This window comes from Streptomyces sp. NPDC058796 (assembly GCF_042745235.1).
Classification (GTDB): Bacteria; Actinomycetota; Actinomycetes; order Streptomycetales; family Streptomycetaceae; genus Streptomyces.
Map to the genome: position 1 here is coordinate 789832 of NZ_JBHYOP010000001.1, position 14459 is coordinate 804290.

14 protein-coding genes and 1 tRNA gene are annotated in these 14459 nt (G+C 74.7%); 5 read left to right on the forward strand and 10 right to left on the reverse strand.

Features of this window, described 5'->3' with window-relative positions:
* Window positions 1-219: 219 nt before the first annotated feature.
* The 3 genes from ACFW47_RS03495 to ACFW47_RS03505 all read right to left on the reverse strand — a co-directional run bounded on the left by ACFW47_RS03495 (window position 220) and on the right by ACFW47_RS03505 (window position 4781).
* Window positions 220-708 carry a single-stranded DNA-binding protein gene (locus ACFW47_RS03495; RefSeq protein WP_386304601.1) on the reverse strand — a complete coding sequence of 163 codons (489 nt, stop codon included), beginning with the start codon at window positions 706-708 and terminating at the stop codon, window positions 220-222.
* Window positions 709-923: 215 nt separating this feature from the next.
* Window positions 924-3170 (reverse strand): GTPase, encoded by a 2247-nt coding sequence (locus ACFW47_RS03500; protein WP_386304604.1) that lies wholly within the window; start codon window positions 3168-3170, stop codon window positions 924-926.
* A gap of 3 nt (window positions 3171-3173) precedes the next feature.
* On the reverse strand, window positions 3174-4781 hold the full coding sequence (locus ACFW47_RS03505; RefSeq protein ID WP_386304605.1) for a dynamin family protein: 1608 nt from the start codon (window positions 4779-4781) through the stop codon (window positions 3174-3176).
* A 321-nt stretch (window positions 4782-5102) separates the two neighbouring features.
* Between ACFW47_RS03505 and ACFW47_RS03510 the strand changes: the two genes are divergently transcribed.
* Window positions 5103-5178 (forward strand) — tRNA-Arg (locus tag ACFW47_RS03510).
* 37 nt (window positions 5179-5215) lie between these two features.
* Window positions 5216-6238, forward strand: coding sequence for a D-2-hydroxyacid dehydrogenase family protein (locus tag ACFW47_RS03515; protein WP_386304606.1), 1023 nt, complete (start codon window positions 5216-5218; stop codon window positions 6236-6238).
* Here the strand turns inward: ACFW47_RS03515 and ACFW47_RS03520 are convergent.
* Window positions 6211-6855 carry a DUF2087 domain-containing protein gene (locus ACFW47_RS03520; protein WP_386285776.1) on the reverse strand — a complete coding sequence of 215 codons (645 nt, stop codon included), beginning with the start codon at window positions 6853-6855 and terminating at the stop codon, window positions 6211-6213. The genes ACFW47_RS03515 and ACFW47_RS03520 overlap by 28 nt on opposite strands.
* Before the next feature lie 224 nt (window positions 6856-7079).
* Between ACFW47_RS03520 and ACFW47_RS03525 the strand changes: the two genes are divergently transcribed.
* Window positions 7080-7385, forward strand: a complete 306-nt coding sequence (locus tag ACFW47_RS03525; RefSeq protein ID WP_383278267.1) for a chaplin — start codon at window positions 7080-7082, stop codon at window positions 7383-7385.
* 87 nt (window positions 7386-7472) lie between these two features.
* Here ACFW47_RS03525 and ACFW47_RS03530 read toward each other — a convergent pair whose 3' ends face one another.
* From ACFW47_RS03530 to chpG, 6 genes are all read right to left on the reverse strand, one after another.
* A complete protein-coding gene (locus ACFW47_RS03530; protein ID WP_386285779.1) occupies window positions 7473-8339 on the reverse strand; it encodes a tyrosinase family protein in 867 nt (288 codons plus the stop codon).
* A complete protein-coding gene (locus ACFW47_RS03535; protein ID WP_386285781.1) occupies window positions 8323-8880 on the reverse strand; it encodes a tyrosinase family oxidase copper chaperone in 558 nt (185 codons plus the stop codon). Before ACFW47_RS03535 ends, ACFW47_RS03530 begins: the two co-directional genes overlap by 17 nt.
* 104 nt (window positions 8881-8984) lie before the next feature.
* Entirely contained in the window at window positions 8985-9500 is a 516-nt protein-coding gene (locus ACFW47_RS03540; RefSeq protein ID WP_386285783.1) for a hypothetical protein, read from the reverse strand.
* Between the two features lie 101 nt (window positions 9501-9601).
* Window positions 9602-9883, reverse strand: coding sequence for a hypothetical protein (locus tag ACFW47_RS03545; protein WP_386285785.1), 282 nt, complete (start codon window positions 9881-9883; stop codon window positions 9602-9604).
* Window positions 9884-10107: 224 nt separating this feature from the next.
* Window positions 10108-10869, reverse strand: a complete 762-nt coding sequence (locus ACFW47_RS03550; protein ID WP_386285787.1) for a hypothetical protein — start codon at window positions 10867-10869, stop codon at window positions 10108-10110.
* 274 nt (window positions 10870-11143) lie between these two features.
* Window positions 11144-11383 carry a chaplin ChpG gene (chpG, locus tag ACFW47_RS03555; RefSeq protein WP_073723170.1) on the reverse strand — a complete coding sequence of 80 codons (240 nt, stop codon included), beginning with the start codon at window positions 11381-11383 and terminating at the stop codon, window positions 11144-11146.
* A 327-nt stretch (window positions 11384-11710) separates the two neighbouring features.
* On the opposite strand from chpG, the gene ACFW47_RS03560 reads away from it, so the two are divergent.
* Both ACFW47_RS03560 and ACFW47_RS03565 read left to right on the forward strand, forming a co-directional pair.
* A complete protein-coding gene (locus ACFW47_RS03560) occupies window positions 11711-13009 on the forward strand; it encodes a glycosyltransferase (RefSeq protein WP_386285789.1) in 1299 nt (432 codons plus the stop codon).
* Complete coding sequence (locus ACFW47_RS03565; RefSeq protein WP_386285791.1) at window positions 13006-14457, forward strand: exopolysaccharide biosynthesis polyprenyl glycosylphosphotransferase; 1452 nt, start codon at window positions 13006-13008, stop codon at window positions 14455-14457. Before ACFW47_RS03560 ends, ACFW47_RS03565 begins: the two co-directional genes overlap by 4 nt.
* Window positions 14458-14459: the final 2 nt, after the last annotated feature.

Sequence of the window (14459 nt, forward strand, 5' to 3'; positions counted from 1 at the left end):
TCCCACCAGCAGAATCAGCAGCCCCGCAGGGCTCGTTCGGCATCCTAAGGACATGACGCACCGCGTCCGCCGGTGAAGTTCGCCCGCGAGGTGATCCGAATCGGAATCGTTATCGCCGACACGGTCGTGAGCAGGGCTTATCGACAAATCAACCCAGGGGCATCCAAGGCGTCTCCGTCGATAAGCCGCACTTCGGTCAGCTCCCGTGGGACGTCCGTGTCATGCCACGGTCGCGGGCTCCGGCCGCTGCCCGGCGGCCGGTGCGGGCGAGTCGGCCGGGACGGCCGCTTCCGGGGCCGGTGTCTCCCAGTTGGGATCCGGCTGAGGCGGGGAGGCGGCCGACGTCTCGGACCTGCCGGCGCGCCGGAACGCCGCCGTGCCGCGGGCCAGGTCGTGGCCGATCGCCATCGCGTCGATGTCCGCCGAGGTCCAGTTCTGCCCCTCGCGCACGTCCGCGCGCACCTTCAGCCGGCCCTGGACCACGACCGGATCACCCACCGCCAGCGACGACGACGCGTTGGTGGCGAGCTGCCGGTTGGCCCACACCGTGAAGAAGTTGGTGTGACCGTCCGTCCACGCGCTCTTCTCCCGGTCCCAGTAGCGTGCGGTGACCGCCAGCCGGAAGCGTGCCGACGGGCCGTTGGCCAGTTCCCGGTACACCGGCTGCGTCGCCACGTTGCCCACCGCGCAGATCATCGTCTCGTTCATCGCGAGTCCTCCCTCCCCGTACGGGCGGCTCCCGTACGGCTGCTCCGGCGCGGAGGGCGCCACGTCCGCGTGGTCCCGCCGCAGCCCTAGCCGGTGCGATCGCGTCCGTCGCGACCGCCCGAGGTCAGACTGCCTCCGTCCGGGCCGGCCCGCTGAGCGCTGTGGACCGTCCCCGGGTCTGTGGAAAACTCCGTCACTCCCCCGCTGTCCCGCCGCTACCTCGCCGCGGCACCCGCCCCCGTGACCCGCCCGTACTGCTCCCGCACCTCCCGGTACCGCAACAGCTCCGCCGCCAGCGGGTCCAGCACCCTGGCACGGCCGCACCCCGCGGCCGCCTCCCGCAGCAGGCGTTCCGCCTCGTGGCCGTAGCGCCGTGCCGGTCCGCGCGCCGCGACACGGCAGCTCCACTCGATGAGGGGGCCGCCGATGATCCCGGCCAGCATCAGCAGCACCGGCACGCCGAGGTTCGGGGGCACGAACCCGATGATCTGCCCCAGCAGCCAGAGTCCGCCCACCACCTGAAGCAGGGTCATCGTCGCCTGGGCCAGCACCGCCACCGGCCACCAGCCCGGCCGCGGCGGGCGCCCCGGCGGCAGCCCCGTGCGCACGGTCAGCTCGTCCAGGGCCTCGGGCAGCCCCTGGGCGCCGCGGACCGCGGCCTCGCGCACCGCCTGCGCCCACGGCGCCGGCAGCCCGGCCGACGCCCGGTCGGAGACCGTGCGCACCGCCTGCTCGACGCGCTGGCGGGCCGTGGCCTCCTCGTCGGCCTGGGCGCGCGACGGGAGCCGTCCCGTGGCGGGCTCACGCCGGTCGTGGTACCAGCGCCACAGTCGCAGCCAGGGTGTGCCGCACGCGCGGTTGGCGTTGCGCAGCCAGGCGCGTTCGGCCGCCTCGCCCGCCGCAGTGGCGCCCACCGCGTCCGCGAGCCGGTCGGCGAACTCCTCCCGCGCCTCCTCGCTGAGCCCGGTCCGCCGTCCGGTGACGTACACGGGCCGCAGCTCCCGCGCGGCGGCGTCCACGTCGGCCGCGATGCGGCGCGCCGGGGCCTGCCGCTCGGAGACGAACTGGCCGAGCGTCTCGCGCAGTTCGCCGATGCCCTCGCCGGTCAGCGCGGACAGGGCGAGCACGGTCGCGCCGGGTTCGCCGTACTCCCCGAGGGCGATGCCGTCCTCGTCGAGCAGGCGCCGCAGGTCGTCGAGGACCTGTTCGGCGGCCTCCCCGGGCAGCCGGTCCACCTGGTTGAGGACGATGAAGGTGACCTCCGCGTGGCCGGCCATCGGCCGCAGATAGCGCTCGTGGAGGACGGCGTCGGCGTACTTCTCCGGGTCGACGACCCAGATGACGGCGTCGACGAGCCGCAGGATGCGGTCCACCTGCTCGCGGTGCTGCACGGCCGCCGAGTCGTGGTCGGGCAGGTCGATCAGGACCAGCCCGCGCAGCGGCGACTCGGAGTCCGGGTGCTGGATCGGTCGGCGCCGCAGGCGGCCGGGGATGCTCAGCCGGTCCAGGAGGCTGGCCGCGCCGTCGCTCCAGCTGCAGGCGATGGGTGCCGCCGTGGTCGGGCGGCGCACGCCCGTCTCGGAGATCGTCACCCCGGCCAGGGTGTTGAACAGCTGCGACTTGCCACTGCCGGTGGCACCCGCGATGGCGACGACGGTGTGCTGCCCGGAGAGCCTGCGCCGCGCGGCGGCCTCGTCCAGGACCCGGCCCGCCTCGGAGAGCGTGCTCGTGTCGAGCCGGGTGCGGGACAGGCCCACGAGCTCTCGCAGCGCGTCGAGCCGCGACCTGAGCTGCCCGTCGTACGCCAGTGGCATCAGGGCGGCCGAGGAAGCGGCGGGCCTGCTCGGCACGACGAAGTACGGGTCCGGTCCGCCGTTCTTCTCGTCCACCCGCCGCGCGATCAGCCCGTCGCCCCAGGCGCCGTCGCCGCCGTCCCCGGAGCCGGGTGCTCCGCCCGCGCCGCGCTCCTTGCCCGGCGGACGCTCCGCAGTCGTGCGGCGTGCCGAGTCCGCCCCACGGGTCCCCGCGGGCACCGGGGTTCCAGACGGCACAGTGGGCGCGGTGGGCATGGCGGGCACGGAGGCCCCGCGCTCCGCGACGACGGCTGGACGGTCCCGGCCCGCTCCGCCGTCCCGCTCTCCGGACGACTTCGCATGCTCCGTACGACGTGACGCCGCGTCCTTCACGCGCGCGTGGAACCCGCGACGGCGGCGCTCACCCTCGCGTCCGCGCTCGGACCCGCCCTGCTCGGCGTCCCCGTCGGCGTCCTCCCGCGCGGCGGCGCCTTCCGCAGCGCCCGGGCCCGACTCGGCCGACTGATCCGACCGCTCCGCCCGGTGCACCCGGTCTGCCCGGTCTGCCCGGTCCACCCGGCCTCCCCGGTCCGGCTCACCTGCCTGGCCTGCCTCCCCGGTCGTGTGGCCGGTGTGCTCGGTGGGGTCCTGGTCAGTGACGGCGGTCACCGGTCACCTCTCCTTCTGCAGTACGGACAGCGCGGCGATGAGTTCGGCCTGGGGCTCGGGATGGACGTCGAGCCCGTCGAGGGGTGCCAGCCGGCGTTCGCGCTCGACGTGCACGACCCGGTCCACGTGTTCTTCGAGCAGCCGCCCGCCCCGGTCGCGCAGCCGCAGCGCGCCGTGGGCGCCGATCCGCTCGGCGAGCCGTTCCCCGGCGCTGCGGCCGCGCCGCCCGCCCAGCAGCACGGTGGCGACCAGGGCGGCCACCACGGCGGGGTCCGGGGCCAGGTTCCGGTCGAGTTCGCGGACCTCGTCCTCGGCGTACTCCTCCAGCTCCCGGCGCCACCGCCGGACGGCCATCCCGATGCGGTGCTCGGCGCTCTCCGGCGCGGGGTCGCGGCCGGCGAGTTCCGGGGCGGTGGCCGCCGGTTCGCGCCGCCAGGCCTCGTCGACCCGTTCGTCGGCGGCGGTCACGGAGCACAGCAGCAGGGCGGTCAGGCTCTCCACCAGCGAGTCGAGGAGTTCCTCGGGGGTGCAGTCGAGGGGGAACGCCCGCCACCGCTTCAGCGCGTCCCCGGCGAGCACGGCCCCCGCCTGCAACCTGCCCCGTACGCGCGCCTGCTCGGCGTCGTAGGCGCCGTCGACGGCCGCGGTGAGCCGGAGCGCGGCGGCGTACTGCGCGGCGGTGGCGCCGGCCAGTTCGGGCATCCGGGACTTGAGGGAGTCCAGGATGCCGTGCGCCGTGCGGGCCATGGCGTCGTGGCGGGCGCCGAGGTCCTGGGCCCGGTGCGCGAGCCAGGTCCGCAGCGGCGCCACCGCGCTGGCCGGCAGCAGCCCGCCGCCCCAGGCCGACTCGGGCAGCTCCGGGACGGTGAACCGGGGGACGTCACCGAGTCCGGCCTTGGTGAGCAGCGCGGCGTACTGCCTCGACACCTCGGCCACCACTTGGTGGGGCACCCGGTCGAGCACGGTGACGAGGGTGGCGTCGTACTCCTTGGCGGTGCGCAGCAGGTGCCACGGGACGGCGTCGGCGTACCGGGCGGCCGTGGTGACCATCACCCAGATGTCGGCGGCGCAGAGCAGTTCGGCAGCCAGGACGCGGTTGTCGGCGACGAGGGAGTCGATGTCGGGCGCGTCCAGGAGGGCGATGCCGGGCGGCAGGCTGTCGGCGGTCTCGACGCGCAGTACGCGCGCGGGGTTCTCGCCCGGCAGCAGCAGGTCGTCGTCGGGGTCCTGGTGGGGCATCCACACGCGCGTGAGGTCGGGCAGCACCCGCATGCCGCTGAACCAGTGGTGGTCCTCCGGATGGCAGACCAGCACCGGTGTGCGGGTCGTGGGCCGCAGTACGCCCGCCTCGCTGACCCGGCGGCCCACCAGGGAGTTCACCAGCGTGGACTTCCCCGCGCCGGTGGAACCGCCGACGACGGCCAGCAGGGGCGCCTCCGGTTCCTTCAGCCGGGGCACCAGGTAGTCGTCGAGCTGGGCGAGCAGTTCGTCGCGGTTGGCACGCGCGCGTGGGGCCCCCGCCAGGGGCAGCGGGAAGCGTGCGGCCGCGACACGGTCGCGCAGCGCGGAGAGTGCGTCGAGCAGCTGAGGCCGTACGTCCAAGGTCACCACATGTGAAGAATGCCCAATTTCAGGGGAATTCTGAAGCATATGAGTATGCCTGCGCGCCGACCGGACACTTCAGGCGGAAGGGATTACTGGGACGCGAGCACAGCGCAGGCATAACGAGTGCACAACACCCGGTGCGCGAGACGCCAAAAGCGATGCACGATTCGTACCTGCCTGCGATTATCGGAACCGCTTCACCGAACCTCCACATCGAGCCACGGAGGAGAAGCATCAGGGACATGGAGCCGGGAGCCCTATCCTTGTCCCCGGCGACGTCACGGATCGGCCCACACCCGGGCACCACGACCGAGGCCACCACACCAGGCCCCCGTAGCTCAGTGGATAGAGCAGGCGCCTTCTAAGCGCTTGGCCGCAGGTTCGAGTCCTGCCGGGGGCGCCACTGCCCGTTTGGCGGAGGGACCGGAGGACCGGACGACGTGCGACTGCGCTGCGCGGTGCTCGACGACTTCCAGCAGGTGGCGACCGAGATCGCCGACTGGTCCCCGGTCGCCGGGGACGTGGACGTCGTGTCCTTCGACACCCATTTCGACGGCGAGGACGCCCTGGCCGCGGCGCTCGCCGACGTCGACATCGTGGTCACGCTGCGCGAACGCGTCCCCTTCCCGGCGTCGCTGATCACCCGGCTGCCCCGGCTGAAACTGATCGTCGCCTCCGGCATGCGCAACAGCGTGATCGACTACGCCGCAGCCGAGGCGCACGGCGTCACCGTGTGCGGTACGGCCTCCTCCTCGACCCCGCCCGTCGAACTGACCTGGGCCCTGCTGCTGGGCCTGGCCCGGGGCATCGTCCAGGAGAACAACGCGCTGCGCGGGGGCGGCCCCTGGCAGCAGACGGTCGGCGCCGACCTGCACGGGCGCCGGCTCGGGCTGCTGGGCCTGGGGAAGATCGGCGGCCGGGTGGCCCAGGTCGGCCTCGCCTTCGGCATGAAGGTGAGCGCCTGGAGCCAGAACCTCACCCGGGAGCGCGCCGACGAGGTGGGCGTCGAACTCGCCCCCTCCAAGGAGGACCTGCTCTCGACGGCCGACTTCGTCTCCGTCCATCTGGCGCTCGGCGACCGCACCCGCGGCCTGCTCGGCCCCGCCGAACTGGCCCTCCTCAAGCCGACCGCCTACCTGGTCAACACCTCGCGCGCCGCGATCGTCGACCAGGACGCCCTGCTCGCCGCCCTGCACGAGGGCCGGATCGCCGGGGCGGGCGTGGACGTCTTCGACACCGAACCGCTGCCCGCCGGTCACCCGATGCGCACCGCCCCGCGCCTGCTCGCGACGCCGCACCTGGGGTACGTCTCACGCGCCAACTACGCCACGTACTACGGTCAGGCGGTCGAGGCGATCCGGGCCTACCTCGCGGGCTCCCCCGTACGCCGCCTGCCCGCGCCCCCGGCCCGTGACCCCGCCCCGGCCCGGGACGCTCAGGCGATCCCGGCACGGACGGACTGACCGGGCCGCCAGTACGTTCCGCCGCTGCGGCGCAGATGGTCCAGGTCCACCAGGTGGCGCCGGAGCGTCACATGGTCGACGTCGCCGTCGTCGCACCAGGCGCGCAGCTTCTCGTCGACGGCGCGCTCCGGGTACTCCACGCCGGGCGCGAAGGTCTGCTCGGCGATGTGCCGCAGCACCACCTTCTTGCGCGTCCAGCGCGCGGGGAGCCGCACCAGCCGCCCGTCCTTGACGAAGGTCCGCACGATCAGGCCCGCCCGGTCGTCGTCCGCCCCGGTGTGTCCGGCGGTCTCCGCCGCCGGGCGGCCCGCGCGGGCCAGTTCCACGAAGCGTTCGTGGGCGACGACGAGGCCGCCGCCGTCCCCGGACGTCACGACGCCCTGCTGCCGCAGCCGGCGCAGCGCGGCGGCGGTCTCCTTCGCGGACAGGTCTGCCGCCCGGGCCACGTCCCGCGCGCTGCCCGCCCCCAGGGCCACGGCCGCGAAGGCACGCACCCGGCCCTCGTCGGCGAACAGGCCGGGCAGCGCGGCCGCGCCCGACCGGTCGGCGTGGTCGGGCCGGACTGACCAGTCGGACGAGACGGACGGGTCGGACGGGTGGGGTCGGTCGTTAACCATGCCGGGAGGCTAGTGGACGACCCGGCCCGGAGCGGAACGGTTTTCGGCCCCGCCCGTGCCCCGCCCACACCCCGGCCGAGCCCCCGACGCCCCGGCTCCGCCCTCCTGTTCAAAAAGGGTGATCCTCACATTCCCCCCGTGTCCCCTCTCCGACCAGCGGCGTTGAACCGGCAGTGCGGTGGCGCGTCCTGCCACCGTGCTCCCCGAGTCAGAAGGAGAACGTGATGTCTCGCATCGCGAAGGCCGCCGGTGTCGCGCTCGGCGCCGGCGCCGTGGTCCTCAGCGGCACCGGCCTGGCCATGGCGGACGCGGGCGCCCAGGGCGCGGCCATCGGCTCGCCCGGCGTCCTGTCCGGCAACATCGTCCAGGTCCCGGTCCACGTGCCGGTCAACGTCTGCGGCAACACGATCAACGTGATCGGCCTGCTCAACCCGGCCTTCGGCAACGCCTGCGAAAACGGCGACGACGACAAGAAGGACGAGAGCGACAAGCACGGCGAGGACGGCAAGAACGGCGGCTACGGCGGCTGAGTCCCGTAGGCGCCAGGGGAGCCCCGGTCATCCCGGCCGGGGCTCCCCCGTGTCCGCTGCCCGCGCCGCCTGACCGGCGGCCGCCGGTCAGGCGTACCGGTAGATCCGGCTGTGGTCCTCCAGCTCGTCCGGTGTCACGTCCCACGGCGGCAGCCGCTCGTGCCGCGCGACCACCCGGCCGTGCTGCGCGCTGCCCCGGCCGGGCGGCTCGGCGGGCAGGTAGCGGGTGTTCTTGTGCCGGGCCTGCCAGCGGGACCACTGGAGGTCGACGAAGGCGTGGTGCAGCCAGAACACCGGGTCGTTGACGGAGGCGCCGCCGACCATGGCCCCGCCGACCCAGCGGTGCACGCGGTTGTGGTTGCGCCAGGAGACGCTGCCGCGGCCGGTGCCCCAGCCCTCCAGCTTGTTGCGGAAGCCCTTGCGGACCGTGGAGTCCCAGGGCGCGGTGTCGTAGGCCGGGTCGTCGAGCGCCCACTCCAGGTCGCTCTTCGTCGGCAGGCCGATGGGGTCGGCGGCGCGGCCGAGGTCCCGGGTGAGGTACTCGGTGTCGGTGACGTTCTCCTTGAGCGTCCAGTTGCCCTCGGAGTGGGCGAACGGCCCGGTGGTCACCCGGTGGTCGGAGCGCCGTCCGGTGCCGCCGAGGAAGTCGGCCGTCCACGGCGCCGACCTGGTGGTGCGGTCCTTCGTCCAGTCCCAGTACGGCACGGTGACCGACGAGTCGACCCGGCGCAGCGCCTCCTCCAGGTCCAGCAGGAACCGGCGGTGCCAGGGCAGGAAGGACGGCGCCATGTGGGCGGTACGCAGCCCGTCCTCGCCGTCGGAGACGTAGTACTCGATGTGGGTCCGCACGAATTCGTCGTACTCGCCGCGCCGTTTGACCTCCAGCAGCGCCTTGACGAACCGCCGCTTCTCGGTACGGGTCAGCGTGCTGACGTCTTTACGCGTGTACGCCATGCCGCCCCCCGAAGTGGTGGTCGTGCCCCGCGGCGGCCGGCGTGTCGCGCAGGTGCTCGCCGGGGCCGAGTTCGTCGACGGCGCCACGGGCCGCGGCGAGGGGGGTGGGGTACGACCGGTAGTGGTCGATCATGCTCAGCCAGCTGCCGTCGGCCCGGCGCATCAGGTGCAGCGGCCGGCCGTCCACGGTGACGTGCCAGGTCCCGGCGCCGACGGCGCGCCCCGCTGCGGACCGGATGCCGCGGATGCGGCGGCCGCGGTAGGTCTCGTCGAACGAGGTGCCCTCGACCGGGGAGTCCGCGTCGACGCGCGGTTCGGGACGGGCGGGGTTCGCGTCCGCCCCGGTGGCGGCGGCCCGTGCGGGCCGGGAGGCCGCGACCAGCGGCGCCAGGGCCACGGCGAGGGCCGGGGCGATCAGCCCCCGCATCACCTGCCGCCGCGTCCCGAGCACCGGTGCCGGTCCGTCCGCCGCTCCGCCGGCCGCTCCGCCTGCCGGTCCGTCCGCCCTTCCGTCCACTGTTCTGTCCGCGTTGACGACCATGGCTCGCTCCTCGTCCGGTTCGGTGGTCCGTACCGGTAACCGAGCGGTGTGCCCCGCGGTCACCGCACACGGGGCCACACGGGTGCGGACGTGAGCGGTACGGGCTACAGACCCGGGCCGACCCCGAGGTCGGCGGCCGGCACGGTCTGCACCACCGGCGTGAGCACGCCCGCCTGGGGCAGCTTGGCGGTCGGCAGGCCGAAGCCCCCGCCGTCGGGCGCGCTCAGCGGGGCGTCCAGCGACAGTCCCGGCGCCAGCGCCCGCAGTTCGGCGGCGGGAGCGTCGACGGCGGCGTGGTCGAAACCGTCCCCGAGGACCTGCGGCAGGGGCTGGCGCAGGTCGACGCCCGGCAGGCCGCTGCTGACCGGCAACTGCGGAAGGGTCCGCTCCGGCAGCAGCCGGCCCTCGACGTACCGCGGCCCCTCGGGCGCGCCCGGCGTCGGCACGGGCAGTTCGCCGGCCACCTCGGGCAGTTCCATGCCCAGGGCCGTCTCCGCGCCGCCCAGCGGCACCGGCACGGGGACCGCGCCGGCCGCGGCGGCGGGGCTCGCGGCCGCGCCCACGGCGGCCGCCACACCGGTGACGACGGCGGCCAGGGTTCGTCTGGTGGTCGACTTCATGTCAGGCACGGTCCCTTTCAGGATTGCGGGAGGGCTGGCGAATGCGGAAGGAGACGGGCGGAAAGAGCGCGACCCGGTGAATTCGGCACCGGGTGTCCGGTTCAGCCGCCCAGCGGGAGGCCGCCGAGCAGGCCGCCCTCGGAGTTCAGTCGCGTGGTCGCGCCCTTCACGGTGTGCAGCACGGAGTCCTTGTTCTCGGTGTCCAGGGCGTCCGACTGGTGCTTGAGCGGCATCACGTCGATGGGCTCAGCGGTGAGCGCGTTCACGGCGCCGTTGAGGCTGGTGGGCGTGATGTCGGCGGGGTCGTAGGCGAACGCGGGGGCGGCGGAGCCGGCGGCGACCAGGGAACCGGCGACCACGGCGGCGGCCTTGAGGGACTTCATCGTGTTCCTTTCTTCGGCGACTCGACGCGTCACCGGAGGAAATGCTGACGCCCTGCCTAACGACCTGTACCAGGCACGGAAACCCCGCGTCCGGAAGACATATGAGATCCCTTGATGACGGAATGCCCGGCTGCGGAAACACGCTCGGCGGTGAAACGGGGAAAGGGCCGCCGCGCCGCCCCTGAAAACAGGGGGTGGCGCGGCGGCCCGGAACGCCGAGGGCGTCAGGAGGGGTTCGCCGGCAGCGGGGCGGCCGGGGCGGCGGCCTCCGGAGCGACGGCCTCCGGAGCGGCCGGCAGCGCGGGCAGTCCGGCCAGGTCCGCGGCGGGCAGCCCACCACCGACCAGCGTGGCGGCGACGACGTTGACGACGCCGGTCACCACGTCCTTGACGGCCGGGCTCACCTGTTCGGCGGTGCCGGAGGTGCTGGCCTTGATCAGGGCGTCGATCTGCTTCTGCAGTTCGGCGTAGGCGGAGGCGGTCAGGTCGGCCGCCGCCGCGGTCGCGTCACTGTCCTGCGCCACGACGGGCGCCGGCAGCGTGACCGGGGTCTCGGCCTCCGGCGCGGTCACGACCGGCGGCTGGGCCGGGGTGCTCGTACCGGGCGCGGTGGTGCCGGGCGTCGTCGTGCCCGGCGTGGTCGTCGCCGTGTCGTCGGCGTCCGCGTCCGCCGCGTCGGCCTTGGCGAGGGCGTCCTTGACGGCGGCGGCGAGCTGGTCCGCGTCGGTGGCGGCGAGCTTGCCGTTGTCGGCCTTGAGTACGGCGCTGAGCAGGTCGGTCACCGGCGTCAGCACGCCGCCCAGGCCGGCCAGGCTAACGACCTGGTCCTGCAGTTCGGCGGCGTCGGGCAGGGGGGCGTGGGACGCCGCGTGGGTGCGTTCCCGGACCGATTCGCCATCGGCCGCCATCACCGCCGGCCCGGAAAGACCGATCAGGAGGCCGGCGGTGAGGGCGGTGGTGGCGATTCGCCGTGCGGGCAGACGCATGAGGGGTTCCTTTCGGTGGTGCTCGGATCTTGTGCCCACCGTGGAAGCGCCCGTGCCGCTCTGCAACCGATCCGTGACCGTACGTCCGCACCCGCCTCTCCCCGCGTCGGCGTCCTGCCTGGTGGGACGGCCTGTCAAGGTCCGCCCGCCGTGTCGGCGTACACACCCCCCATTCGGGGCAGCACACCGCCGTCCGTGCGGCAACGCGAACCGGCCGCCCGCTCGCGGAGGAACCGCGGTACGGACGGCCGGTGCGGGGGGGTCGAGCCGATGGTCAGTCGTTCTCGCACTCGTTGCCGAACGCCGGGTTCAGCAGGCCGATGATGTCGACCGTGTTGCCGCAGACGTTGACCGGGATGTGGACCGGGACCTGCACGACGTTGCCCGACAGGACGCCCGGGGAGTGAGCGGCGGCGGCCTGGGCGCCGGCGTCGGCAGCGGCGACACCGGCGGTGCCCGCCACCGCGGCGGCGGCGACGGAGGTCAGGGCCAGGCCCTTCGCGATACGCGACATGGAGAAGTGCTCCTTGGGGTTGACACAAACATCCGGGCGGGTGCCCGGCGCAGTGTCAACGCGTGGCACGCGCGTGAGTTGTGCCGCCGAAAGGGTGATCTCACGGAAATCGGCGTTCACGATTCCAACACACTTACCCGGTTTCACCGTATTAGTACGGATAGCGGCTAGAGTCCCACACCATCCGACGCATCCCGGTGCACCACTGCGGGGCATCGACCGAGGGCACTCTCCGAGAGCTCCGGACGTGGCGGTGACCAGCCGGTTCCCTGCGGTGAGGCGCGTTTCCGCCCGTCCCGAGCATTTTCCGTGAGCGAGGAAACGCGTATGCACCTGCCACCGACCGACTCCCGGTCACGGGTTCTGCACGTCACCCAGCCGGTGGACGGCGGGGTCGCCCGAGTCGTGGCCGACCTGACACGGGCCCAGCTCGCCGCGGGACTCCGCGTCACGGTCGCCTGTCCGGACGGGGGCTCTCTCGCCGCCGGACTCCGTTCGCTGGGCGCCGACGTGCGGCACTGGCCGGCGACGCGGTCGCCGGGCCCGGCCCTGCCGGCGGAGGTACGGCGGCTCGCCCGCGTGATCGGGAACGTGCGGCCCGCTCTCGTGCACGCGCACAGCTCGAAGGCCGGCCTCGCGGTGCGGCTCGCCGTACGGGGGCGGGTGCCGACCGTCTTCCAGCCGCACGCCTGGTCGTTCGAGGCGGTCGGCGGGGCCGCCGCGGCGCTCGCGCTCGGCTGGGAGCGGTGGGGCGCGCGCTGGGCGGCGCGCACGGTGTGCGTGAGCGAGGCGGAGCGGTCGCGCGGGGCGCGGGCCGGGATCGGCGGGCGGTGGACGGTGATCCCGAACGGCGTCGACCCCGGCCGCTTCGGCACCGTTACCGCGCAGGAGGTGGACGCCGTCCGGCTGCGGTGCGGCGCCGGCCCGGACGCCCCGCTGGTGGTGTGCGTGGGCCGCCTGTGCCGGCAGAAGGGCCAGGACGTCCTCCTGGCCGCCTGGGGGTCGGTGCTCGCCCGGGTCCCGGGTGCCAGGCTGGCACTGGTCGGTGAGGGCCCGGACCGCGCCCGTCTCGCGGCACGCGCCTCGGCGTACGGCTTCGGCGTCGCGGCAGTCCCCGGTGGCGGGGCACGGACGGGCCAACGGGCCCCCGCTCCGGTGCTGTTCGCTGGTGCCGTCGCCGACGCCGCTCCCTGGTACCGGGCCGCCGACCTGGTCGTCCTGCCGTCGCGCTGGGAGGGCATGGCGCTGGCCCCGCTGGAGGCGATGGCCTGTGGCCGGCCCGTGGTGATGACCGGCGTGGACGGGGCCCGCGAGGTGCTGCCGCCCGCTCTCGTCCCGCACTGCCTGGTGCCGCCCGGGGACGCGGTGGCGCTGGCCGACGCCGTGAGCGGGCTGCTGCTCGACGCGCCGCTGCGCACGTCGCTGGGACTGCGGGGGCGCGCGCACGTCCGGTCCGCGCACGACGTACGCCACACCGCCGCCGCGGTCGCCGCGGTGTACGCCGACCTCCTCGGCGGGGCCGGAGCGGCCGGACACGGGGCGGCGGGCGAGGCGCGCATCCTCCCCAGACCCGTGGGCCGGCCGGTCGTCGCGTCCACCGAGTACAGGGAGTCCACACACCCGTGACCGCGGAAAGCACCGTCCCCACCCCCGCCGGCCAGCCGCGCGACCTCGGCGCCTCCCCCGTCTCGCTACTGCCGCGGCGCACCGGCGCCGCGGGCTTCCGGCTCCCCGCCGGGCGTCCCGCTCCGCGGCCGGACTCCCCGCTGCCGCTGATCGTGGCGGACGGCACGGCGGCCCTGCCGGGTTCGCTGGTCCTGACCGGCGCCCCGCACCAGCCGCTGCTCGCGGTGCTGCTGGTCACCGCCTCAGTGCTGCTGTGCCCGCGCCCCGCCCGGCGGCTGCCGGGCGTGCTGGACGACCTGCCCGCCCTGTGCGGCCGTGTCGCGGTGCTCTGGCTGTCGCTCGGGGCGCTCGTCGCGGCGTACGCCCCACCGCACGCGCTGTCCGCCCGCACCCTGCTCCTCGGTTTCCTCCTGCACGCGGCGACGGGCTGCGCGGGCCGGGGCGTCGTGCACCGGCGGCGGCGTACCGCGCTGCGGGCCCGCCCGCGCGCCGCCCTCGTCGTCGGCCCCGTGGCGACCGCGCAGCGCGTGGCCTCGGCCGTGCTGCGCGAGCCGCGTTGCGGGGTGCGCCCGGTCGGGCTCGTGGCCGAGGAGCCCGGCGCCGCCCCGGGCGGCCTGCCCGTGCTGACCACGGGCGAGGAGGTGCGGCGGGCGGTCGTGCAGAACGGCGTACGGGACGTGCTGGCCGTGCACCCGTCCGTGCGCGGCCGTCAGGGCGCGATGCTGCGGGCGCTGGCCGAGTCGGGGTGCGTGGTGTGGGAGGTCGAGGCGGACGCCCCGTCCTGCACCGACACCCCCGCCCTCTCGTCCGCGGGCCGGGACCGGCTCGCCGGATTCGCCTGCCGGCGGCTGGAGCCGGACGCCCGGCGGCCGGGGCGCGCCGGCAAGCGGGTGCTGGACGTGGCGGTGTCCGGGGCGCTGTTGCTGCTGCTGAGCCCGCTGCTGCTGGTCTGCGCGGCCGTGCTCAGGGTGGTCGGCGGTCCGGGCGTGGTGTTCCGGCAGGAGCGCGTCGGCAAGGACGGCGCGCCGTTCACGCTGCTGAAGTTCCGCACCCACCGCCCGGCCGACGCGCACGAGTCGGCCACCCGGTGGAGCGTGGCGGACGAGCGGCGGATGCCCTGGTTCTGCCGCTTCCTGCGCCGTACCTCGCTCGACGAGCTGCTCCAGCTGTGGAACGTCTTCCGGGGCGACATGAGCCTGGTCGGCCCCCGTCCCGAACGCCCGTACTTCGTGGCGCGGTTCAGCCAGACCTACCCGGGATACGCCGCCCGGCACCGGGTTCCGGCCGGCATCACGGGGCTGGCCCAGATCAACGGGCTGCGCGGCGACACCTCCATCGAGGACCGGGCCCGCTTCGACAACGCCTACATCGACGACTGGTCGCTGTGGCAGGACGTCTGCATCCTCCTGCGCACGGCCGTCGCGCTCGTGCGTCCGACGGGGAGCTGAGC